The 22,858-nt window shown below is 59.8% G+C and carries 17 protein-coding genes; 10 read left to right on the top strand and 7 right to left on the bottom strand.

Annotated features, from left to right (window positions below; genetic code table 11):
• Positions 1-5: 5 nt before the first annotated feature.
• The 3 genes from PYK22_RS01290 to PYK22_RS01280 all read right to left on the bottom strand — a co-directional run bounded on the left by PYK22_RS01290 (position 6) and on the right by PYK22_RS01280 (position 4,040).
• Complete coding sequence (locus PYK22_RS01290; RefSeq protein WP_157770599.1) at positions 6-1,895, bottom strand: two-component system sensor histidine kinase NtrB; 1,890 nt, start codon at positions 1,893-1,895, stop codon at positions 6-8.
• A gap of 71 nt (positions 1,896-1,966) precedes the next feature.
• Positions 1,967-3,076 (bottom strand): cyclic dehypoxanthinyl futalosine synthase, encoded by a 1,110-nt coding sequence (gene mqnC, locus PYK22_RS01285; protein WP_083437516.1) that lies wholly within the window; start codon positions 3,074-3,076, stop codon positions 1,967-1,969.
• Between the two features lie 127 nt (positions 3,077-3,203).
• Entirely contained in the window at positions 3,204-4,040 is an 837-nt protein-coding gene (locus tag PYK22_RS01280) for a menaquinone biosynthetic enzyme MqnA/MqnD family protein (RefSeq protein WP_060635200.1), read from the bottom strand.
• Between the two features lie 104 nt (positions 4,041-4,144).
• Here PYK22_RS01280 and PYK22_RS01275 point away from each other — a divergent pair, with 104 nt between their 5' ends.
• The 6 genes from PYK22_RS01275 to PYK22_RS01250 all read left to right on the top strand — a co-directional run bounded on the left by PYK22_RS01275 (position 4,145) and on the right by PYK22_RS01250 (position 11,230).
• Positions 4,145-4,798 carry a cyclase family protein gene (locus PYK22_RS01275; protein ID WP_041973683.1) on the top strand — a complete coding sequence of 218 codons (654 nt, stop codon included), beginning with the start codon at positions 4,145-4,147 and terminating at the stop codon, positions 4,796-4,798.
• Between the two features lie 18 nt (positions 4,799-4,816).
• A complete protein-coding gene (locus PYK22_RS01270) occupies positions 4,817-5,194 on the top strand; it encodes an MGMT family protein (RefSeq protein WP_041973353.1) in 378 nt (125 codons plus the stop codon).
• 101 nt (positions 5,195-5,295) lie between these two features.
• Positions 5,296-7,008 (top strand): GGDEF domain-containing protein, encoded by a 1,713-nt coding sequence (locus PYK22_RS16185; protein ID WP_060635199.1) that lies wholly within the window; start codon positions 5,296-5,298, stop codon positions 7,006-7,008.
• A gap of 153 nt (positions 7,009-7,161) precedes the next feature.
• Positions 7,162-8,904 carry an ABC transporter ATP-binding protein gene (locus tag PYK22_RS01260; RefSeq protein ID WP_041973351.1) on the top strand — a complete coding sequence of 581 codons (1,743 nt, stop codon included), beginning with the start codon at positions 7,162-7,164 and terminating at the stop codon, positions 8,902-8,904.
• A 44-nt stretch (positions 8,905-8,948) separates the two neighbouring features.
• Positions 8,949-9,392, top strand: a complete 444-nt coding sequence (locus PYK22_RS01255; protein ID WP_041973348.1) for a hypothetical protein — start codon at positions 8,949-8,951, stop codon at positions 9,390-9,392.
• A gap of 8 nt (positions 9,393-9,400) precedes the next feature.
• The gene (locus tag PYK22_RS01250) at positions 9,401-11,230 is read left to right on the top strand and encodes an ABC transporter ATP-binding protein (protein ID WP_041973346.1); all 1,830 of its coding nucleotides are present in this window, start codon (positions 9,401-9,403) and stop codon (positions 11,228-11,230) included.
• Positions 11,231-11,254: 24 nt separating this feature from the next.
• Here the strand turns inward: PYK22_RS01250 and PYK22_RS01245 are convergent, their stop codons facing one another.
• Together PYK22_RS01245 and PYK22_RS01235 are read right to left on the bottom strand one after the other, a co-directional pair.
• The gene (locus PYK22_RS01245) at positions 11,255-12,448 is read right to left on the bottom strand and encodes a lysozyme family protein (RefSeq protein WP_041973344.1); all 1,194 of its coding nucleotides are present in this window, start codon (positions 12,446-12,448) and stop codon (positions 11,255-11,257) included.
• Between the two features lie 346 nt (positions 12,449-12,794).
• The gene (locus PYK22_RS01235) at positions 12,795-14,045 is read right to left on the bottom strand and encodes a dipeptidase (RefSeq protein WP_083437515.1); all 1,251 of its coding nucleotides are present in this window, start codon (positions 14,043-14,045) and stop codon (positions 12,795-12,797) included.
• A gap of 154 nt (positions 14,046-14,199) precedes the next feature.
• Here PYK22_RS01235 and PYK22_RS01230 point away from each other — a divergent pair, with 154 nt between their 5' ends.
• Together PYK22_RS01230 and PYK22_RS01225 are read left to right on the top strand one after the other, a co-directional pair.
• Positions 14,200-15,186: a branched-chain amino acid transaminase gene (locus PYK22_RS01230; RefSeq protein WP_041973339.1), complete on the top strand. Its 987-nt coding sequence runs from the start codon at positions 14,200-14,202 to the stop codon at positions 15,184-15,186.
• Positions 15,187-15,391: 205 nt separating this feature from the next.
• Positions 15,392-16,558, top strand: coding sequence for a type IV pilus twitching motility protein PilT (locus tag PYK22_RS01225; RefSeq protein WP_041973676.1), 1,167 nt, complete (start codon positions 15,392-15,394; stop codon positions 16,556-16,558).
• Positions 16,559-16,580: 22 nt separating this feature from the next.
• Here the strand turns inward: PYK22_RS01225 and PYK22_RS01220 are convergent, their stop codons facing one another.
• Positions 16,581-18,083: a hypothetical protein gene (locus PYK22_RS01220; protein ID WP_041973336.1), complete on the bottom strand. Its 1,503-nt coding sequence runs from the start codon at positions 18,081-18,083 to the stop codon at positions 16,581-16,583.
• Positions 18,084-18,296: 213 nt separating this feature from the next.
• Here PYK22_RS01220 and PYK22_RS01215 point away from each other — a divergent pair, with 213 nt between their 5' ends.
• Together PYK22_RS01215 and PYK22_RS01210 are read left to right on the top strand one after the other, a co-directional pair.
• On the top strand, positions 18,297-19,478 hold the full coding sequence (locus PYK22_RS01215) for a thiolase family protein (protein WP_041973674.1): 1,182 nt from the start codon (positions 18,297-18,299) through the stop codon (positions 19,476-19,478).
• A 166-nt stretch (positions 19,479-19,644) separates the two neighbouring features.
• Positions 19,645-20,649: a hypothetical protein gene (locus PYK22_RS01210; RefSeq protein ID WP_041973334.1), complete on the top strand. Its 1,005-nt coding sequence runs from the start codon at positions 19,645-19,647 to the stop codon at positions 20,647-20,649.
• Between the two features lie 88 nt (positions 20,650-20,737).
• On the opposite strand, the gene PYK22_RS01205 is transcribed toward PYK22_RS01210, so the two are convergent.
• Positions 20,738-22,750, bottom strand: a complete 2,013-nt coding sequence (locus PYK22_RS01205) for a peptidyl-prolyl cis-trans isomerase (RefSeq protein ID WP_041973331.1) — start codon at positions 22,748-22,750, stop codon at positions 20,738-20,740.
• Positions 22,751-22,858: the final 108 nt, after the last annotated feature.

The following is a 22,858-nucleotide window of genomic DNA, read 5'->3' as shown; positions in this document are numbered from 1 at the left end:
TGCCGTCACTTCAAAGGGGCGCCGCCGGGCGCGCTGGCCCACCGATCTGCCGTATTCTCGACCGGCGCGACGAGCGGCAATTTGATCGTAAAACGCGTCCCCTTACCAACTTCGCTCTCGACCTCGAGCTTCCCGCCGTGCTCTTCGACGATCCGTTTGACGATGGCTAATCCCAATCCGGTGCCGCGCTTTTTCGTGGTGAAGAAAGGTTCGAAGATCCGCGCGCGCGTCGCCGCGTCCATGCCACAGCCGAAGTCCTCGATCGAAATAACGGCCCACCCGCGCCCAGCCTGGCCGCCAGCGATGCTATTTTCGATAAGCCTCGTTTCGACCACAATCGGTTTGCCATCATCGCTCGCGTCGAGCGCGTTGACCAAAAGATTGACGAAGACTTCTTGCAATTGATCGGCATCCCACAATCCATGGATCGGTTCAGCCGAATAACGTCGCTCGATATGGGCGCGTTTTTCGGCGAGGCGATCGCGCACCAACATGATGCTATCTTCGAGCAAGTTTTGAAGCTCGACTTCGGAGAGAGAGAGAGGTTTATGCCGCGAATACCGCGTCACATCGAGCGTGATCTTGTTCAGATGTTCTATGCCGCGCTCGAGCAGTTCGATGGTCGAGAGGGCCCTCTCATCGGTCGTCATATCGCGCAACAAGGTCACGCCCAAGCGGATGCTGCCGAGCGGATTCTTGATCTCGTGCGCGACTTGCGCCGTCGCTTGCCCGACCGCGGCCAGAGCCTCTTTACGCCGCAATTCGGCTTCCGCCCGAGCCGCTTCCGTCACATCCACCATAGTCACAAGGGAAGCGCGCTCGCCGTCAACCTCAAGCGGAGAAGCATAGAGATCGAAGGTACGCGCCTCACCGTCGCTTCCGCCCGATCGGATCACCCAACGCCCACAATATGTCGCGCGTTCAGCATTGGCACGCGCCGCTCTTTCGAGCATACGCATCGCTTCGGGTTGAGCCAGCGGTTCATCGATCGAAGAGCCGATTTGGGCCTTCGGGAAGAGGCGTAGGAAAGCGGCATTCGCGCTACGTATCCGCTCGTGCGCATCGATGACCGCGACGGCGCTCACCATCCCTTCAAGGATCTGCAGGTTAAAGCGACGCTGGCGTTCCACCTCGCGTAGGCTCCGCTTCGCCTGTCGGAACCGACGCTGCACCTCCCAGATCGTCCCAGCGGCGACAAAGGCGCCGGTGAGCGCCGCAAGATAGGTCAACAGCCGTATACGACTGGCCGCTTCACGCTCCAGTTCCTCGCTTGTGCGCAAGATCTCATCCTGCTCGCGCCCGAGATCGCGCAACATCTGATCGAGCGTCGCCTCAAGCGCGCGGAAACGCTCAAAGCCTTCGAGCGAAAAGCGCTCGGAGTCAACCGCCGTTTCGACGAAATCCGCGACTTGACGGCCAAGCTGCTGGCCCAGATCTGTCTGCCAGAGGGCCGTCTTTTGGAAAGCGTCGAGCAGATCGCGCACTTCGCCGCGCGCGTTGCGCAACGGCAGATCGAAGGGCGGACGCAGCTCGCGCCGCGCTTCCGCTTCGGCGCGCGCCCGCGCTTGATTGTTCAGTTCCGTCAAAGCCGTGCGCAGACGCAGAAGGAGGCTTATCTTGGCGGCATGCTGGCGTTCAAGGTCGAGCGTCGTGCGCCCCACGATCTCTAAACGACGAACGCTGAGGACGCCGAGGCCGAGGACCAGAATGAGCAGCAGAGCGAATCCGACCAGCAACGGCGGGAGCGCAGGCGCGAGATCGTAATCTGCGCGCACCACGCCCTCTCCCCGCAGCGCGCGTAAACGGCGATAAAGGACCCGTTTACCGCCTCTCCTCGCCGTCTCGTCGCGCTCGCCGCTCCCTTCCGCGCGTTGTGCCTCCGCGTTTGACGGCATAACCGATCCGCTCCGCGCTCGCCGCTCGAACTGAATCGAACCGAACGAGAGCGCGGCGAGATGCAACTCGATCAGGCGATGGCCGTCGCCTCCGGCTGCCGATCGACATGGCGGTAGAGGATGTCTCGCTGCTGTGGGATGAAGCCAGCATTCTCGATAAGACGCCGCAACGTCGCTTCGTCGGCGCGGAAATGCGCCCCCGCTGCCGAGATGACGTTCTCCTCGATCATGACCGACCCCATATCGTTCGCCCCGAACCGCAGCGCCACCTGGCCCAAACGCAACCCTTGAGTCAACCAAGAGACCTGTATGTTCTCGATGTTGTCGAGGAAAAGGCGCGAGACGGCGAGCATCTTCAAATAGTCGATCCCAGTCGGCTCCTCTTTGATACGCCGACCGAGCGCCGTGTTCTCGCGCTGGAAAGTCCACGGGATGAAGGCCGTAAATCCCCCCGTCTCATCCTGCAGATCGCGGATCCGCTGCAAGTGGCGCACGCGATGTTCGAGGCGATCGCCGATGCCGAACATCATCGTCGCGGTCGAACGTAAACCGACGCGGTGCGCGGCACGCATCACCGCGAGCCACTCTTCGGTCGTGCATTTCGTTGAGACCCGACGCCGGACCTCATCATCCAGGATCTCCGCGCCGCCGCCAGGTAAACTGTACAATCCGGCCTCCTTCAAGCGGAAAAGGATCTCTTCATAAGAGAGCTTCGAGATCAAGTGTATGTTGTGGATCTCCGGCGGGGAGAAGCAATGAAGCTGCAAAGTCGGATAGCGCTCATGAAGTCTGCGCAATAGATCCTCATACCACTCGATGCCGAAGTCCGGATGCAACCCGCCCTGCATCAGGATCCCGGTCCCGCCGACGGCGAGCGTTTCGTCTATTTTGCGGCACAGCTCATCGAACGTCAGCACATAGGTGTCCTTCGCGCCGGGCCGCCGATAGAAGGCGCAAAACGTGCAGACGACGTTGCACACGTTCGTGTAGTTGATGTTGCGGTCGATGATGTACGTGACGACGTTGTCGGGATGCCAACGTCGGCGAATCTCATCGGCGGCTAGGCCGATGCGCACGAAATCGTGAGATTCGAGCAACGCGGCGCAATCCTCCGATGTTAAACGCTCGCCCGAGAGGGCGCGATCGAGTATCGGTTGAATATCCTTCTCTGCGCTCACCATCTTCAAATCTAACGCTCCGCTGATTGGAATCCGCGAAAGGCCGCGCGAAACCCGTAAATTTTCGCCCGCGAAGCGAGCTTCGCGCAAGCGATACGGCAGGTTAGGCCTACCGATGAGAACGCCAAACTCAACCGCCGACAAACGCGAGCGGACGCAGCGCATCGATCAAACCGTGCTTGTGCGCTAGTTGAAAATAGAGTTCGAGACCCGCACGCATCTCGCCATCCGGGATGAAGCTTATGTTCTCCAACAAGTATTCGCGCAATTCGGCGGGGGGCAATGCCAGCTTTTCAGCATATTCGGCGACGATCTCCTCGACACGCGCCAACCCCTCCGCGCGCGCGCGGGCGAAATCCGCAACTTCGACTTCGCTCCCCATGCGCGTCATCCACATCGCGAAAACGAAACCGAGACCGGTGTGCGCGCGCCAAACTTCCGCCAGGTCATACACTCGCCTCCCCTCACGCGCGAAAGTCATCGCCGGATCGCCGATCAGCAAAGCGGCATCATGCTCCCTCAACATGAGTTCAAGATCAGGCTTCGCGGGCACGAAGTGCGGCCTACGCCCGAGGAACTCCCGGAAGATGATCTGAACCAGCGCAGCCGAAGTGCGCGAAGAAAGATCGAGCGCAACGTTTTCGACCTCTTCCAACGCCATGCCGCGCGTTACGATGACGACGCTCCGCACGCGCGCGCGCGCGCCGACGCAAACGCCGGGGATGAGAAGCGCTTCCGGCAAACGCTGATATTCGATGACCGGAACCAAAGCCACATCCACCAGCCCGCGCGCCAGCATGTCTGCGCAACGCGCCGGAGCCGCATCGGTCCACAGTTCGACGCGCTCGCGTAAAGAACCTCGCCTGAAACTCCAGATGAGCGGCGCTGAGTTAAGATAGATCGAAGCGGCGATGCGCAAACGCCGGTGCCCTGAAACGATCCTCGCTTCCCTCCCCTGTTCCGACACCTCACCCCGATGCTAACCCAGCCGAACGATCGGCGCAAGCTTCGACCTATCGAAAACGGCCCATTGACAAGGCCGAAGCGCTGCGGCTAGATTTGTCGCGCAAGATGCGCATTTACGATATCAGCGTCCCGATCAGATCGCGAACCCCTGTCTATCCGGGGGATCCGCCGATCTCCATCGAAACCTGGATGGCGCTCGCGCGCGGCGACGTGGCCAACGTCTCGCAACTCAGATTCGGCGCGCACACCGGAACGCATGTCGACGCTCCGGCGCACTTCATCTCCGATGGGATGAAAGCTGAAGATCTGCCGCTCGAAGCCCTGATCGGCGAAGCCGTCGTCGTCGAAGTGCCCGAAGAAGAGCGGGCGATCGAGGTCAGTTTCCTCGAAAAACAGGACCTGCCGCGCTATGGGCGCATACTCTTCAGAACGCGCAACTCCTCTTGGTGGAAGAACGGAACGGATCGATTCCGCGAAGACTACGTCTACTTAACCCCGGAAGCCGCGCGCGCGCTCGTCGAGCGAGGAACGCTGCTGGTTGGAATAGATTACCTGTCGATCGAAGGTTACGGCTCGACCGATTTCCCCACCCACAAGATCCTGCTCAACAACGGGGTCGTCATCGTCGAAGGCTTGAACCTGAGCGAGGTCCCCGGCGGAATTTACGAACTGGTGTGCCTGCCGCTGCTCATTGCCGAAGGCGCAGGCGATGGCGCTCCAGCACGCGCCGTGCTGATCGAAAGGGCGCGATCGGAATGATCCCGAAAGGCTAAGGTCATGGAACGCAACCGAAACGCTGATCCTACACGCGCCGACGATCCCAACTATCGCGAGCGCGTCTTCGAGATCGTGCGGCGCATACCGCCTGGACGCGTGATGACCTACGGACAAATCGCCAGACTACTCGGCCCAGAGTATTCGGCCCGCACCGTCGGCTTCGTCATGCATTCAGCAGATGACTCCGTCCCCTGGCATCGCGTCATCAATTCGCAAGGCGGTTGTTCGACGAGCCGCATCATGTTGCCGCCAGATAAACAACAGCGCATGCTCGAAGCCGAAGGCGTGATCTTCGACGCGCGAGGCCGCTGCGACTTGGCGCGCTACCTCTGGTCGCCGGAAGCGAAAGAAGATGAGACCCAAGGCGCGCTCTTCTAAACCGGACAGTGGACAAGAAGGTCGGAGCCGTGTAAAAATCTGTTTTGCCTAGTTGATCTCGCCCCCTTGGCAATTCGGACGCTCGAGTCGCTCTTCGCCACATGTTATCGCTTTACCACAGCCTGCTCGCACAGCATCCGCGCCAACTGACTCCCGTCAAGTGCGCGGAACAGACGATCGTTCAACTTCATCGCTACTTCGAGGACGTGGTTTTAGAGAACAAACTGGCAGCCCTTGTGGTCGAAGGGCTGCCTTACGCCCCGGAGCGGCCTTTGCGCGAGCTGATGCGCGCGCGGGCGATTGGGCGCGCGGCGCGTTATGCCTTCTTCTTTCTCGATCCGGATGACGCCTTTCACCATCTACCTCTACGCGAGAGCGATTATGACCGCGAACCGATGCTGATCAAGCATACAGCCCATGATGATCTGGAAGAACGTTTCGTCGTGATCGCCGACTCGCGCTTCTCCGGCGTGTTGGCTTCGGTGCGCAACGGGAGGGCGAGCGAAGCGGATGCGGGCGATGAGGTGATATGGACCTTCGAGCCCGACATCGTCTATTCGGCCCTAGAGTATTTGATGGCGCGGGTCATGGCCGAGCGCCCGTTCCAAGCCTCGCTCTTTTCCAGTGCCGTTCGCGCGTGCATGCCGAAGGCGACTTCGTTGCAGTTGACCGTAGCGGTTACGACCAAGTTAGCGCGGCTGCTTCAAGAGCAGGCCGGGCGCGAGATCGCCATCAACCGGATCGCGACGGCGATTCGCAGCTCGCTTGAACTTGACAGCGTCCTTCAGACCACCGTCAACGAGGTCGGGCGTGCGCTTAGCGTCCGCTGCTGCGCATTGCGCGTCGAAGAAGGGCATCACAATGCGGCCTTAACCAAAATCTACTTCCGCGGCGGCGACCGCGCTGAAGCCGATGAAGTGGAGATCTATGGCGATTTGAGCGCCTATTGCGCGCGCTTTGCCAACAATCTGCAAAACTACGTCGTCGATGGGCGGGACGAGAGTTTATCGAGCGAACCCTCTTTCCATCCCTTCGCCGTCGTCCCATTGATCTATGGCGAGCGCGTTATCGGGGCATTGATGGTCCAATCCGACGATCCGAGCCGCATCTGGCAGGAGAACGAATTGCTTCTTCTGCGCACGGTCGCCGATCAGGTTGCCGTCGCCGTCAATCACGCGCGGTTGTTCGAGCGGGTGCAGAAGCAAGCGCTCACAGACGAGCTCACCGGCTGCGTCAATCGCCGCTCGTTTGAGATGCAACTGGATCGCGACATCCATCTGGCGATGAGGATGCGACAACCGTTATCGCTAGTCATGCTCGACATCGACCACTTCAAGCGCATCAACGACACTTTCGGGCACAAGGTCGGAGATCGCGTCCTGCGCACTCTGGCCGACGTCCTACGCGATGAACTCCGCGGCGTCGATACGGCAGCGAGACTAGGCGGCGAGGAGTTTGCGCTTATCCTTCCGCAAGCCGATACCCAAGGCGCGTTGACCGTAGCCGAGCGGATCCGCAAACGCATCGAGCGGATCGAGATCCCGGATGTGGGGCGCATTACGGCCTCATTCGGCGTGGCGACCTTCCCGCGCCACACGATCTCGCGCGAAAAGTTGATCGAGATCGCCGATCAAGCTCTCTACTCGGCCAAGCGTGCGGGGCGCAACCGAATCGGCACGCCGCCGGATGAGGATTTCAGTTCGACCGCAGAAGCGTTCGCTGAACTCGAATCCCAACTTCCCAAAAGCGATCTGCAACCTCCCGCCGCGCCTTTAGAGGGCGAGCGAACGGAGAGTGAAGCTGAATCATCCTGATGCTCTCTGCAACCCACTTGAAATCGCAGGATGAGTGGCTTCAGGCCCGTCCACATAACAGCCGTTCGACTGAGAGCGGCGCCCCCATTTTGAATTGAACGCGAAGATGGCGCATCATAGAAGGGCATCAGATTTCGCGGCGATCACTCGGCCATGGACGATCTACGTAAATTCGCGCGATATTTTCGCCCTTATAGACGGTCTCTGATTTTCGGAACGTTTTGCGTCTTCGCTTCCGTCATCATCGGCTTGCTCGTCCCGCTCATCGTCGGTCACGCCGTGGATGACTTAAGCGCCGGTGTAACCTGGGCTAAATTGACGCGCTATGCGCTCACGGTCCTCGGCGTGAGCGCGGTGAGCGGGATATTTCTTTTCCTGCAACGACTCATCCTCATCGGCATGTCGCGCCATATCGAGTACGACCTGCGGCGCGACTTCTACGCTCACCTGCAGAGACAGCCGCTCTCCTTCTTCCATTCGCACCGCATCGGCGACCTGATGGCGCGCGCGACTAACGATCTATCCGCCGTGCGTCAACTGGCTGGCCCAGCCATCATGTATTCGTTGCAGACGCTCTTCGTCATCTTGCTGATTCTGCCGTTGATGTTACGCATCAGCGTGCGTTTGACCCTGTTGCTCTTCACCACGATGCCGCTCGTTTCGCTGACGGTCAAATACCTGGGCCAGCAGATCCACCTGCGGTTCGAGAAGATTCAAGATTTCTTCGCGCAGATCTCCGCGCGCGCGCAAGAGAATTTCACGGGCGTGCGCGTCGTGCGCGCCTACGCTCAGGAAGAGGCTGAAATCGAGGCTTTCAACAGATTGAACCGGCTCTACGCCGAGCGCAATCTCAGTCTTGTGCGCATCTCCGCAGCCATGCGCCCGCTGCTTCAATTTCTGATTGGGCTAGGATTCATGCTCATCATCTGGTATGGCGGGGCGCTGGCCGCGCGCGGCGAGATCAGCGTCGGTCAGTTCACTGAATTCAACCTCTATCTGACGCGCCTGATCTGGCCGCTCATCGCGATGGGCTACGTCGTCAACCTCTATCAACGCGGCACCGCGAGTCTAAAAAGGATCAACGCCATCTTCGCCATTCAACCGAGCATCACAGATAGCCCGCACGCGCGCGCGCATCCGCCGATCAACGGGCGAATAGAGTTTCGCAATTTGACTTTCCGCTATCACGAACACGCGCCTCCGGTTCTGCGCGACATCAATCTGACGATCGAAGCCGGGCAGACGGTCGCTTTCGTCGGGCGCACCGGCAGCGGCAAATCGACGCTCATCAATCTGATCCCACGCCTTCTGGATCCGCCGCCCGGGACGGTCTTCGTCGACGGCGTAGATGTGCGCGAGCGACCTCTGGCCCAGCTTCGCGCGAGCATCGGTTACGTGCCACAGGAACCTTTCCTGTTCAGCGAAACGCTAGCCGAGAACATCGCCTTTGGCGTCGCGGGAGCATCGCGCGCCGAGATCGAATGGGCCGCCGAAGTCGCCGGATTGAGTGACGATGTGCGCGAGTTTCCGGCGGGGTTTGATACGCTCGTTGGCGAACGCGGCATCACGCTTTCGGGGGGGCAGAAACAGCGCACGACGCTCGCGCGCGCCATCATTCGTCAACCGAAGATTCTGATACTCGATGACGCGCTCTCTTCCGTTGACACCTACACGGAGGAGAGGATACTCACGAGGTTGCGCGAAGTGATGCGCGAGCGGACCAGCATCATCGTCTCGCATCGCGTCTCGACCGTTCGCGACGCGGACATGATCTACGTCCTCGATGAGGGCGAGATCATCGAGATGGGCACTCATGATGAACTGCTCGCTCGCGGAGGCGAATACGCGGCGCTTTATGAACGCCAGTTGCTCGAAGAAGAGTTGGCGGCGAGTTGATCGAGCCGTCTTTCGATCCAACCTCAGCGGGGAAATGTGAAGGCATGGATTCGCTGCAACCTGATCGTCAAGCGAAAGTCGTGGAGCGTAATCTGAAGATCCTTTTTCTGCTTTGGCTCATCTTCCTCGGCTCGATCGCCCTTTACGCGATCATGCTTTGGCTCATCGAACGCAGGGGATCAGCCCGCGAAGAGGGTCGCTTGACCCTTAACTGGCTTCTCTGTTTTATGGGTCTGGTGAGCGTCGCCTCATCTGTCATCGTCAAGCGCGTGTTGCTCGCCCTGGCCGTCGCGCGGCGCAAGATTTGGCAGGTCGTACGCGCTTACATCATCGCCTTTGCCTTGTGCGAGGCGGCGGCGATCTTCGGAGTGGTCGTTTTCTTTCTGACGCGCGATCGTTTAGCCTATCTGATGTTCGCGCTCGCGGCGATGGCCATCGCCGCACATTATCCGCGGCGCGAACATCTCGAATCCGTCCCGCTTTCGTGAGGAGAGGCATGGCGACAGCGGTCAAACAATTTCACGAGGAAGAAGCCATCGGTAAGACTTACGATTGGCAAATCGCGCGCCGATTGCTGCGCTACCTGCGTCCATACGCGCGCACGCTCGTTCCGGCGCTACTGCTCACGCTCATCCTAAACGCGCTGCGCATACTGCAACCGAAGTTCACGCAATATGCCATCGATTGGTACATCGTCCCGCATCGACTCGGCGGGTTGCGCTGGCTCGCCCTCGCGTTCCTCGGCGTTCTCCTTCTCACGTTTATCCTCTCCTACGTGCAAACGGTGCTGCTCGAAACGGTCGGGCAGCGCGTGATGTATGATCTGCGCAGCGAACTTTACACCAAACTTCAGCGGCAAGACGTCGCCTACTACGACAAAACTCCCGTCGGACGGATCATGACCCGCCTGACTTCGGATGTCGATGCGCTCAACGAACTTTTCACCTCCGGCGTCATCGATGTCCTCGGCGATCTGGTGATGATCGTAGCGATCGCGGCGCTCATGTTCTGGATGGACTGGCGCTTGACGCTGGTCACACTGCTCACCGTGCCGATGCTCTTCTCCGTGACGATGTGGTTTCGTCGCCACGCGCGGCGCGGTTACGATCGCGTGCGGACGCGCCTAGCGCGCATCAACGCTTTCCTGCAAGAACATCTATCGGGCGCCCAGATCGTCCAACTCTTCAACCGCGAGGAGAAGGCGCGCGCGCAGTTTCATGAACTGAACGATGACTATCGCCGCGCCAACATCGAGACGATCTTCTACTACGCCATCTTCTTCCCGCTCGTCGATCTGATTGGCGCCATCGGCACGGCGTTGATTATCTGGTACGGCGGCTGGCGCGTGATGCAGAGCGCGCCGTTCACGCAGACCCTTTCGCTAGGAGCGCTCGTCGCCTTCATTCAGTATCTCCAGCAGCTCTTTCAGCCGATCCGCGACATCTCCGATAAGTACAACGTACTGCAAGCGGCGGTCGTCGCCTCGCACCGCATCTTCCGCACGCTCGATCAGCCGATCTCGATCACGCCGCCAACGGTCGCGCGCAAGTCTGGGCGGGCGCGCGGGAAGATCGAGTTCGAGCGCGTCTGGTTCGCTTATAACGACGAAGAATGGGTCCTCCGTGATGTCTCCTTCACCATCGAGCCGGGCCAGTCGGTTGCGATCGTGGGCCACACCGGATCTGGTAAAACCACCATCACGAACCTGTTGATGCGATTCTACGACGTGCAACGCGGGCGCATCTTGCTCGACGGCGTCGATGTGCGCGATTGGGATCTGCGCTCGCTGCGACAGAATTTCGCCGTCGTCCTCCAAGATGTCTTCCTCTTCAGCGGCACGATCGAAAGCAACATCAGACTGGGGCGAGACGATATCACGGAAGAACGGGTGCGCTGGGCCGCACGCGAGGTTCAAGCCGATCGCTTCATCGAACGCTTGCCCGGTGGGTACAAAGCCGAGGTCCGCGAACGCGGCGCCGGATTATCCGTCGGGCAGAAGCAACTGATCAGTTTCGCGCGCGCGCTTGCCTTCGATCCGGCCATCCTCATCCTCGACGAAGCAACCAGCTCGATAGACACGGAGACCGAACAGCTCATTCAAAAAGCGATTGAGCGCGTGATGCGCGATCGGACTTCGCTCGTCATCGCCCACAGGCTCTCGACGATTCAGAACGCCGATCGCATCATCGTGCTGCATCACGGCCAAATCCGCGAACAGGGAACGCATCAAGAACTGCTCGCTCGGCGCGGCCTCTATTGGCGGCTCTACCGGCTACAGTACAGCGACAGGACCATGCATGCCGAACTTAAGGATGCGCTCACGTGAGGCGTTTCCTGTCCACCAATTCGTTTATGGATTGCGGCGCGTAATGTCAGAGGCTTCACGTCGCTGTCTGACATCACCTGAAGAGTTGGCCGCTGGCACCTGCTTGTCAGCTCGCCTTTTGAGCGGGATCAAACTATCCAGCGATTGATAGATCTGCAAGTAGATCTGCGTTTCGCGCGGGAGGAAGGAGCGCCAAGTCGCCCCACCGCGCCGTATGTACGACGGCAAGCGCGCCGGGTTGGAGTTGTATCCGGCGGCGACCAGATCATCCTGCGTCGCCCATCCGACGCTCAACGCATAAGCGATGTCAGGATCTAGCGCCAAGTCGTTCCACGTATCCTGCATGTACAGGAGCATGGCTTCGAGCGCGTTCCCGTGGTTACGCATCCCCAAAACGAAATCGGGGTTGAGCCCAACGGCTGGATGCCGATTGCGAATCATCTGGTAGGTTGACGGTATCATCTGGACCATGCCGCCGGCTCCAGCGGCGCTGACCGAATATCGATAGGCGTCAAGCTCGTTCAATCCGTAAAGCGCGTAGATCTCTTCGAACAACTGCAGACGGCTTTCGCGCATGAATCGTTCGTGATCGACGTGCTCGACCACGCACAATCGCTCGGCGATGTCGAGGATCTGCGGCGAAATGCTCACCCCTTTATCGCGCAAACGCTTCGCCGCTAGATCGACCATGCTCCGCACATACTCGCGCCCGGCGCGAATAAGCTCGTCGGTCAAAAGCGCCGGATGAGCCGAAACGTAGTAAGCCATCTCGCGAAATGCGCCGCCCTTCTCGATCGGATATTCGACGATCAAAGGAGCTAGATGCTCTCCCGTCACGACGTCGCGGATTTCGACCGCGGTATTGACATAGTTCGGGCGCAGGACGCGCACGAGGACCAATTTACCGGCCGATGTTTGCACTGTCACCTCCGCGCCGCGCGTCAAGAACGTCTGTTTCGGCAAAGTGATCAAGTGAAGTTGCGAGGTCAGCGGATCATAGGCTGTCAACGTGACGAAGAAGGTTGACGGGCTCCCCGCCGCCGCTAACACCGGACGCGATCTGAGCAGGCGTTTCGCTTCCTCCAACTTGACTTTGACTTTGTCATAAGATAGCGGACGCAAGGGTTTCGGCGGAGCGATCGGCACGGCGATCGTTGGCGTAAGGGCCGAGGTCCCAATCGGCAATGCCGGCGCCCCCGCGCCGACGAGCGGGGCCATCAACTTAGGCGGCAGCGATTGCTGAGGAGGAGATGGTGCCGTGTGCGTTTGTGGATATGCCGATCGCGAGACGATTCGCGGCCTCGTACCCGATGAAGGGTCTTGGCCAAAGGATCGCGCGCGCCCATCCAGCAAAAAGAATGAAGCCAACAAACAGCAGATGAGAAGACGATATCTCATCATTCGACGAAGGGAGATGATCGGATCGAGCAGCTCTCGGCTCCTCAAATCGGGAGCCGCCTTTTAAGATTCACCAAAACGGTCGCCGGTTGTCAACCCTTTCGCGAAGATCTGACGCCAGACGATATCCACAACCGACCGCGCCATTCACGGTCCAGATGCGCGATCAGCGAAGCCGCCTTAACTCCGCAGCGCGACGCTCGACCTCCTCCATGACGCGCAAGACGTTTTCGCCGAGGATCTTTCGAATATCCGTAACGGAATATCCGCGCCGCACTAACTCCGCCGTCAGGTTCGGCAGTTCCGCGACGGAGGCGAGTCCCTGCGGGACGGCCTGAATGCCGTCGAAATCCGAACCCAGCGCGACGTGATCGATTCCAGCAACGCGCACGATGTGGTCGATGTGATCGACGACGCGAGCGATGGGAACGGGCGGCAATCTTTTGGCGAATTCACGCGCGCGCACACGGTCACGCGCCGCGCGCTTTTGCGATGGATTGCCGCGGATGGTCTGCGTCTCCTCACGCACGAGCGGCGCGATCTCCGCCTCGACGCGCTCCTTCCTCTCTTCCCATCCCGGTTCCAAGAAGGCCGGATAGAAGGCGACCGCGCACAGACCGCCCGTGCGCGCAATGGCGCGCAGTTGCTCATCCGTCAGATTCCGCGGGTGGTCGACGATGGCGCGCGCTCCCGAATGCGAAGCGATGACCGGAGCTTGTGATGTGTCGATGATATCCCAGAAGGTTCGATCCGAAACGTGCGAGACATCGACCATCATCCCCAAGCGATTCATCTCGCGCACGACGGCGCGCCCGAATTCGCTGAGTCCGCGCGATCTTCCCACCTCATCGCCCGAAGAGCCGGCCCAGCGCAAACTCACCACCCACGTCGGCGACATGTAACGCACGCCAAGGCGATAGTAGCGCTCGACGTTCTCGAGTCTCTCATCGATCGCGTACCCGCCCTCGAGTCCCATGAGCGCGGCGAGCTTCCCATCGCGCGCGGCGCGTCTGACCTCCTCGGCGGTCGTCGCTAGCGCCCATCTATCCGCATGACGTTCGACGAAGGCGCGCACTGCGGCGATTTGGCGATCGGCGCGCTCCATCGCCCGTCGCCCGCCTAAGCCATAAAACTGCGGCTCGACCCAGATGGCGAAGAATTGAGCGTCGAGCCCTCCCTCGCGCATGCGCACTGCGTCGAGATGACCATCCGGCAATCGCTCTTCGAGATCGACGCCCTCATCGAGCAATCGCTGCGCCGTATCAGCGTGCATGTCTATGACGATAGCGGCGAAGTGCGTAGCGCGCGCATCCGGCGATTTATCCTGTCTTTCGTTCATCACCTTCGAGATATGGCAACCCAGCAAAAGAGATGCGGCGATGCCACAAGCGCGGAACAAGCCGATAGAGATTCGCATGCCATCGAAATCCTCGCCCTTTTCGAACCTCAAAGCTCTCAAACCGGAGAACCCACTCTGCTTGCCAAGCGCCCGCTACTTACGGTATCGTGGCAGGCTAAAAACTTCAAATTGACAGTCCACGATCGAAAGCTACTAAGGAGAAGCAATCGTAATGCTCGCCCAAAACGCACCGCAGAAAGATGTCAGCACCATACGCATCGCGCCTGAAGTTTGGCACAACGGGCGTTTCATCCCATGGGATGAGGCGCGCGTCCACGTCATGTCACACGTCATACATTACGGTTCGAGCGTTTTCGAAGGGATCAGGTGTTACAAGACCGAGCGAGGTCCGGCGATCTTTCGCCTCCGCGAGCATATCCAGCGGCTTTTGAACTCGGCGAAGATCTATCGCATGGAGCACAATTGGACGCTCGACGAGCTTTGCGATGCGTGCGTTGAATTGGTTGCAAGGAGCGGCCTGGACCAGTGCTATCTTCGTCCGGTCATCTTTCGCGGCCTCGATGAACGCGCCCCGGCTTTCGGCGTCAATCCCTTCCCTAACCCGCTCTGCTGCTACATTTGCGCGTGGGATTGGGGCAAATATCTCGGCGATGAAGCGCTCGAGCGCGGCGTCGATGTGTGCGTTTCGTCTTGGAATCGGATGACCTCCAATTCGATGCCGCCGTTGGCGAAAGCCGGAGCCAACTACATGAACTCGCAGCTGATCAAGATGGAAGCGATCCTCAACGGCTTCGCCGAAGGCATCGCGCTCGATGATCGCGGTTACGTTTCAGAAGGCTCGGGCGAGAACCTCTTCCTCGTCACCGATGGGAGGATTCTAACCCCTCCGCTTTCATCCTCAATACTGCTCGGCATCACGCGCGATAGCGTGATTCAAATCTGTCGCGAACTAGGCATCCCGGTCGAAGAGCGAGAGATTCAGCGAGCCTCCCTCTACCTCGCCGATGAGCTCTTCTTCACCGGCACCGCCGCTGAAATCACGCCTATTCGCTCCGTCGATCGCATCGTCATCGGGTCGGGCAAACGCGGCCCGATCACGGCGCGCATTCAGCAAGTCTTCTTCGAGATCACTTCGGGGCAACGCCCGGCGCCGGGCGAATGGCTGACTTACGTCAACGAGCATCATTACGCCGCATGATCGGCGCTACGCCTAAGATCCTGCCTGCGAAAACTGATCGTTGACGAGCCCAGAAAAGCTTCGTAAAATCGCAAGGCGCGACTTCCGCTGTTGGGTCGCGCCTTTCTCTTGCCCCGCCAAAGATCGTTCGGCCCCGAAGCGGAGAGCCTCACATCGACCGAAGATGAGAACTTAACTCCTAGCGGATCGTTTAAGAACCATGGCCATCAAAATAGACGATCTACTGCGCGCGGCGGTCAATTACGGCGCTTCCGATCTACACATCAAGGCAGGGGCTCAACCCTTCATCCGCGTCGGCGGCGAATTGAAACCGCTCGTCGATGCTCCGCGCTTGACCAAAGACGATACGCTCGACATGGCTTTCGCCATGATGTCGAATCGTCAGAAGCAGCGCTTCAAGGAATTTTCCGAGGTCGACATCGCCTATGCGGTGTCGGGGCTGGGCCGCTTTCGCGCGAACATCTTTCAACAACGCGGCTCGGTCAGCATGGTCTTGCGCGTCATCCCCGATCAGATCCGTTCGATCAGCGAACTCAGCCTTCCGCCCGTCATCGAGCGAATCGCCGATGAAAGGCGCGGTTTGATCCTCGTCACGGGAACGACCGGTTCCGGCAAATCGACCACGCTCGCAGCGATGATCGATCACATCAATTCGACGCGCAGCGGGCACATCGTCACGATCGAGGACCCGATCGAATTCCTGCATCGCGACAAGAAGTCTTTCATTTCACAACGCGAGGTCGATGTCGATACGCGCTCATTCGCGGAAGCTCTACGCGGCGCATTGCGCCAAGATCCGGACGTGATCCTCGTCGGCGAGATGCGCGACTTCGAGACGATCCAAACGGCGCTCACCGCCGCGGAGACGGGCCATCTCGTCCTCTCGACTCTTCACACGCTTGATGCGACCGAGACCATCACGCGCATCGTTTCGAGTTTTCCGCCGCACCAACAAAAGAGCGTGCGCATTCAACTGGCCGGAATCCTCAAAGCCGTCATCTCGATGCGTCTGGTGCGCGCCGCACGCGGTAACGGGCGCGTGCCTGCCGTCGAGGTGATGGTCTCGACCGCCCTCATCCGCGACTACATCGCCAACGAAGAGAAGACCCCTTTGATCCGCGACGCGATCGCCGCCGGCACATCGCAATACGGGATGCAAACCTTCGATCAATCGCTCTTCCATCTCTATCAATCAGGTTTGATTACGCTCGAAGAGGCGTTGCGTGGCGCGAGCAACCCGGACGAATTCCGCCTAAGAGTGGCCGGTATACGCTCGACCTCAGACCAAGCGCGCGACGAGATGGAGCGCGCTAAAGCTAAGGAGAAAGCGCGCATGTCGGTCGAAGGCGCGATGAAGATCAACGGCGAATGAACGCCACGCAGCTCGATGAAGCTCAGGCACACTCTTCATCGCCGACCCGCACGCGCCTGACGACGCGAACTCCAGCGCGCCAATCTTCGTTCAACTCGATGCGGTGGATCTCTATTTCGGATCTGATGAGGCGCGCGATCGCATGCAGCTTTCGCGGGAAAGCGAGCATCGGAGCAACCAAGTAGAGCATAGGGGGATCGTCGGCGATCGGCACATCTGGAAAGAAACGCGCTAAATTGCCTTTCCGTCGTTGGGCCTCGATCCGTCGCCAGTAATCCGCGCCTTGAATGACGAAACCGGCGTCCACTTTGATCTTCAACTCGATCACCACGAGCCGACCATCTCGCCGTTGCGCGATCAGATCGATAGGACGACCCGACTCTCCGCTCTGGGCGACACGGAATTGCGCGTGGAGCGGCGATAGCCGTAAGTTCGCATCGAGCGCGGCGATCTCCCGTTTCAACATGAATTCGAGCCAAGCTTCCGGCTCCGCACGATAGAAAGCGTGCTCTTTGTTCTCCGCTCCAGCCCTTCGATGCGCGCGCAGATCCTCGACCAAACGACAAAGTTCCGGCCAAGATGACTCATCGAGTTGCCGCCGCCGCTCAATGCCGAACCAAGCGCGCTCGCCACCGACGACGCGCCTTACGCGCGCGAAACTCAAGCCGCGAAAACGCAGCGTCTCGCCATGCCGCGCGCGCGCGATCTCAACGGCCTCGGGAGCGAGCATCTGGATGCGCCGTGCCGTTTGACTCAACTCGAACGCGCGCGCCACGCGAAGCGGTGGAGCATCGGCGAGCAGATCTTCAAGCGAGGGGATAGGCTGAGGCTCGAGCGAACGGTCTTTCAGTTTATAGACCTCAATGCACCGTCGCCATGATTCACGAAGTAGCACGACGCGCTCGGCCAGATCTTCGGCTAGGGGCGAATCGACTGCGAGACACAATTTCGCCGAGTGGTCGCGCCTATTGATCCGCGCGAACCAGATGAGCGATGAAGCGAGGAAAGCATCCGTCTCATGAGTCTTCAACTCAGCTACCGGCCCAGTGATGGCCCGAAGCGTGCGCCCTTGCGACAGAAGAATGCGCGCGAATCTGCCCGCTTCACCAGGCCGCGCGCTTCTACTCAAACGCTGGCTCAAGATCCGCGCGCCAGCAAAACGCTGGCGAAATAGCTCAACGATCTGCGCACAACGCGCCCGGCGGGCCTCTTCAATTTGCGTTCTCCCTTCGGAAGCGCGCGGCATAAAACGCAGCCAACACTTTTCCGCCCCGGCACGCCGCTCGACCTCGACCATCAGTCCCCTTGCCGATCGCTCACACGACAGAACGCGCCAGATCGCCGTTCCCGCTCTGGTCCAGAAGGCGAGGAACGCTTGCCCATGCGCTAGGCTCACCTCCCATTCGCCGCGCCGCAAAAGTACGGCGGGGCCATCAGGCACCTCCGCACACACCCATTCCTCTCTCTCATCGAGCGCGCCGGCCAATTGGCGCGCGAACTCTTCGCTCAACCCTCGACTCGCCACCGTTCCTCGTCAAAAGCGCCTTGCATGGCGCTGATCGATTCTACCGCCCATCTATGTTAATATTCCGCCTGATCATGAAGCAGATTCCATACCGAGCAGGGATTGTCCTCCCCGCAGATATCGAGAGCGTAACAGAGGATGGCTCGCTTGAGTCCGTCGTCAACGAAAGAAGCGAGCGAAGAAGGATATGAGATACGCCATCGAGGCCGCAAGATGAAGAGCGTATACCTGCTTGGAGCTGTGCGCACGCCGATCGGTCGTTTCGGCGGCTCTTTGGCCCAGCACAGCGCAGCCGAACTCGGTTCCATCGTCGCGCGCGAGAGTTTGCGACGCGCGCATATCGATCCCGCCGCGGTGCGCGAAGTCATCTGGGGTTCGGCACGACAAGCCGGCCTCGGCCCTAACGTCGCACGCCAGATCGCCTATCGGGCTGGCCTTTCGGAGGAGATCCCGGCTTACACGGTCAATCAAGCGTGCGGCTCTGGACTGAAAGCGATCATCCTCGCGGCACAAGAGATCATGTTAGGGCGCGCTTCAATCGTGCTCGCCGGTGGCGTAGAGACGATGTCGCGCGTGCCCTATCTGGTCGAGGGCGCACGTTGGGGACTGCGCATGGGCCATGCGGAGTTGAGCGATGCGATGTATCGCGACGGATTTCTCGATCCCCTTTCGGGAATGTTGATGGGCGAGACGGCGGAGAAACTGGCCCAGATTTACGCCATCTCGCGCGAGGAGCAAGATGCTTTCGCTTTGCGCTCGCAAAAGAGGGCGGCGGAAGCGATCGGCACGGGACGGTTCGAAGCCGAGATCGTTCCCGTCGAGATCAAAGGGCCGCGCGGTGAACCCGAGTTATTCTCTCACGACGAACATCCGCGCCCCGATACAACGCTCGAAGCGCTGCGCAAGCTGCCGCCGGTCTTCGCCAAAGATGGAACCGTGACCGCGGGCAACTCTTCAGGGATCACGGATGGGGCGGCAGCCATCGTAGTGGCAGACGAAACCGCCGTCGAGAGGATGGGACTTCGCCCGCAAGGGCGCGTTGTCGATTATGAGATCGTGGGGGTCGCGCCGGACCTGATGGGCATCGGTCCAGTGCCGGCTGTGCGCAATTTGCTCGAACGACAAAAGCTTTCGCTCGACGAGATAGATCTCGTCGAACTCAATGAGGCCTTTGCCGCCCAAGTCATCGCTTGCGATCGCGAACTACAATTCGATCCGGAGAGATTGAACGTCAACGGTGGGGCGATCGCACTGGGCCACCCGATAGGCTGCACCGGCACGCGCATCGTCGTCACGCTCCTGCATGAGATGGGGCGACGGCGCGCGCGGCGCGGGTTGGCGACGCTCTGCGTCAGCGGCGGCATGGGTCTGGCGCTGCTCGTCGAGGCGCCATGAAACCGAGTGAGGGGCGTTCCGCTCAGATGCGCGCGCTCGCCCTTCGCTCGGTCACGGCCCAGCGGATACCTTTGATCCGCAACGGCCAACCCGAACGGTTGGCACAGCATCCGAACAACCGATCGCAACCGTGTCATCGATCGAATCTTCTCCGAGGTGACGATTTATGAGAAGAAGAATCGCGTTCTTCCCGCTCTGTCTAATCTCGCTGCTCCTCTCGCCGGTTGGCTCAGCGCAACGAAGCGCTTCTTCAAGCGTTAGCGATCCGCTGTTGGCCGCGCTGCCGGCTTCTGACGCGATAATGTTCGTCGATGCGCAACGCCTCTTGAACGAAGCGCTCCCGCGCCTCTATGCCAACGATACAGCGAAGCTCAATCAGATCAATTCAGAACTGGATCAGTTCAAATCACGCACGGGGATCGATCCGCGATCGTTCGAACGGATCGCCATCGGGGCCAATTTCACCAGCGCGCCGTCGGGGGCCACGAAGGTTGAACCGGCGGTCCTGGCGCGCGGCAGGTTCAACGCTGGCGCGATGATCGCCGCGGGACGGATCGCGGCTAAAGGCAAGTACCGCGAAGAACGTTACGGCGGGCGCTCGATCTATATCTTCACTCCGGATGAACAGGTGAAGCTTTTAGGTCTGCTGCCAGCTAAACTGGGCGAGATCGCGGTCACGGAGTTCGACGCGCACACGTTAGCGTTGGGAACGCCAGCGCGCGTGCGGGCTCTGCTCGATGCGCAAAAGGGGCGCAATCGCGTCAACAATGATCTGGTCGCGCTCGCAGCGCGCAACGCCAACGCGATCATCGGCTTCGGCGGCACCGTCCCACCGGCTATCTTCGATGCCGACATTATGGGCAACGATGAAGTGGCGAACGCGATTCGCGCCGTCAAGCAGTTTTACGGATCGATCAGCACGACGGCGCGAGGCTTTGAGCTTCTGCTAACGGCGCGGTCGCAATCGCCGGAAAACGCAAAATATCTGGGCGATACGATCGTCGCAGTGAAACAGATCGGCGGAGCGTTGGCTTCACAGTTGCCCGGCAATCGCGGGCGCCTGGCCCAGATTGCGCTCAACAACTTGAGCATCGCCACACAGGGCGACGAAGTTTTGCTACGCCTTGAATTGGCTCAAACGGAGATGGCCGAATTGATGCGCGGATTGTGAAGGTCGACTCCTATCCGAGGCACAGGGCTTGGACGAGTTGGCAATCCGCGCAAATTCGCCCCCTGGGTCCAACTTAAGCTTATGTCGCTCAAACGAGCCGTTCCTCGGGTTTGCCGAATTCGATGAGGCGGGAGAGCGACTGATCGAACTCGGCGGCGCGCTTAAGCACATCGTCGTAGATCTTGATCTTCCCTTCACGCTCCATGCGCGCGCGCGCCTGCTCGACGTAGTCGTTGAAGATCTGCGCGCGCCGTTCGGCGAGCGCCTCTTCCATCAACGTATCGCGCTGTTTGGCGAACTCCGCAAGATCCGCCTCCGTCCGCTTAGTGACGCCGACGACGACCAAAGAATCGCTGACCTTAATCGGATTCTTCGTCACCTGTCCGGCCTGCAACGCATAGATCGCTTCATCGGCGGCGGCGCTCGTGCCGACATCGGTGATCGGCGTCCCGAGCGTGTAATTTGAACTCGTTTGAGCCTGCAGGCCATGCTTTTCGGCGAGCGTTCTCAGGTCCTCTGGTTTTTGCGCGCCGTCAGCTATTTCGCGAGCCACTTGTTCGAGCTGCTGCCGAGCGCGCTCTCGGCGCACGCGATCGAGCACCTTATCCCTCACCTCGGCGAAGTCGGGGATCCGCGGATCGCGCTTATCGGCGAGCATCGGGATGGCGAAGCCGCCACGCACGCCGACGCGATTTCCGACATCGCCAACCTCATTGAGCGGGGCGATCGTCTCCTCGAATTGCGGATTTACGCCGATGTTGGGCACATCGTCGCCCGGCTTTACATATGGCGTTTCGCGCACCATCTCCTGCGGCGACATGTTCGCTTCGGGAGCCAGCTCCTGAGCGACCCGCTGCACATCCTTCGTCTCTTTCAAAAGAGCGACGGCGCGATCGGCCAATTTCGCCGCCGCATCATAAGATTTGCGATTACGCAAAGAGACTTCCAGCTCGCGCTTCGCCTCTTCGAAGGTTTTCGGCACCGCCGCTCCGCGACGGAAGATGTAATAAGCGTTACCGTACTTAATTGGACCGATGACTTGTCCCTCTTCGGCATCGAGCGTTCGCTGCAAAGGATCGTCAGGTTTATTCGGATTACGACGAACAGGCCGCGGCAGATATCCGCCCGCGCGCGCTGTGGCCGGATCCTCCGAATTGCCGCGAGCGGCCTCGGCAAACGCCTCTTCGCTCGCTTTGCCATCTGGGCCACGAAGTTTGCTCACCAGCGCATCGGCCTTCTCACGCACCGTCGAGTCGAGTTCGGGACGCGCGACCCTCAGCACGATCTGCTGCACGCGCACGCCGGCCTGTTTGTTTTCCGGCGACAGCTTCTCATATTCGGCCCGCAACTCATCGTCTGAAATTTTGATCCTCTGTCCGACCTTCTCCTGATCGATGTAGATATAGCGGATCTTCTTCTGCGGTTCGAGGATGCGGAAATCGGTCTTATGCTCTTCGTAAAAAGCGCGCAATTCGTCTTCGGACGGTTGGATCTTCTGGGCCAGTTTATCGACCGTCACGGGCACGTAAATGAGATCAAACTTCGTATTACGCCGTTTGAAGGTATCCAGAACATCCTCTTCCGAAACTTGCACTCCGGCGGTGACGAAGGCGCGCAACTTCTCTTCCGCGACCGCGTTTCGCATCTGCCGCTCGAAATTCTCGACGCTACCGTACCGCGCGACGACTGTCTCCTTGTAGCGTTCGAAGCCGATGAACTTTCCCGAAGCATCGGTGAACTGACGGCGGATCGCATCGGCCACTTCCGCATCCGAAGGCGCAAGCCCTAAGCGAGCCGCCTCTTGAGCGATGACGCGATCGCGTATCAGCCCATCCAAGATCCGCTTATCGCCGCCAAGTTGAAGCAATCCTAACGGTCCGCCGAACATCTGGCTGTAGATCTGCTTGACCGCGTTCAGATCGCCGACGGTGATCTCTTCACGCCCGACGCGGGCCACGACCTCTCTGGCTAAGGCGGCAGGCGTGACGCTGCCACCTCGCCCGGGGGCGTAAAAGAGCACGAGGCTTACTCCCATCAACAGCGCGAATCCGATGATGATCAGGCTTCGCGTCCGCTCCATGCGGCTCAACAATTTGATCATGTCTTCACTCTCTCAAAGACTTAACTCGGTGTCGTACGCTCTCGGCGTACCGGTTAATCGCTCCCGAACCGGCGGATTGTAAAAGAGAGCGCGGCTCGGTCGCAACTT

This window comes from Pyrinomonas methylaliphatogenes (genome assembly GCF_000820845.2).
GTDB classification, from domain to species: Bacteria; Acidobacteriota; Blastocatellia; order Pyrinomonadales; family Pyrinomonadaceae; genus Pyrinomonas; species Pyrinomonas methylaliphatogenes.
Note: the sequence above shows the minus strand (reverse complement) of the source record. Positions and strands in the feature narration are given on the sequence as shown.

Coding starts and splice junctions, on each gene's coding strand:
- PYK22_RS01290 (WP_157770599.1), bottom strand. CDS start 1,895: ATGCCGTCAAACGCGGAGGCACAACGCGCGGAAGGGAGCGGCGAGCGC.
- mqnC (WP_083437516.1), bottom strand. CDS start 3,076: ATGGTGAGCGCAGAGAAGGATATTCAACCGATACTCGATCGCGCCCTC.
- PYK22_RS01275 (WP_041973683.1), top strand. CDS start 4,145: ATGCGCATTTACGATATCAGCGTCCCGATCAGATCGCGAACCCCTGTC.
- PYK22_RS01270 (WP_041973353.1), top strand. CDS start 4,817: ATGGAACGCAACCGAAACGCTGATCCTACACGCGCCGACGATCCCAAC.
- PYK22_RS16185 (WP_060635199.1), top strand. CDS start 5,296: ATGTTATCGCTTTACCACAGCCTGCTCGCACAGCATCCGCGCCAACTG.
- PYK22_RS01260 (WP_041973351.1), top strand. CDS start 7,162: ATGGACGATCTACGTAAATTCGCGCGATATTTTCGCCCTTATAGACGG.
- PYK22_RS01255 (WP_041973348.1), top strand. CDS start 8,949: ATGGATTCGCTGCAACCTGATCGTCAAGCGAAAGTCGTGGAGCGTAAT.
- PYK22_RS01250 (WP_041973346.1), top strand. CDS start 9,401: ATGGCGACAGCGGTCAAACAATTTCACGAGGAAGAAGCCATCGGTAAG.
- PYK22_RS01245 (WP_041973344.1), bottom strand. CDS start 12,448: ATGGCCCCGCTCGTCGGCGCGGGGGCGCCGGCATTGCCGATTGGGACC.
- PYK22_RS01235 (WP_083437515.1), bottom strand. CDS start 14,045: ATGCGAATCTCTATCGGCTTGTTCCGCGCTTGTGGCATCGCCGCATCT.
- PYK22_RS01230 (WP_041973339.1), top strand. CDS start 14,200: ATGCTCGCCCAAAACGCACCGCAGAAAGATGTCAGCACCATACGCATC.
- PYK22_RS01215 (WP_041973674.1), top strand. CDS start 18,297: ATGAAGAGCGTATACCTGCTTGGAGCTGTGCGCACGCCGATCGGTCGT.
- PYK22_RS01210 (WP_041973334.1), top strand. CDS start 19,645: ATGAGAAGAAGAATCGCGTTCTTCCCGCTCTGTCTAATCTCGCTGCTC.
- PYK22_RS01205 (WP_041973331.1), bottom strand. CDS start 22,750: ATGATCAAATTGTTGAGCCGCATGGAGCGGACGCGAAGCCTGATCATC.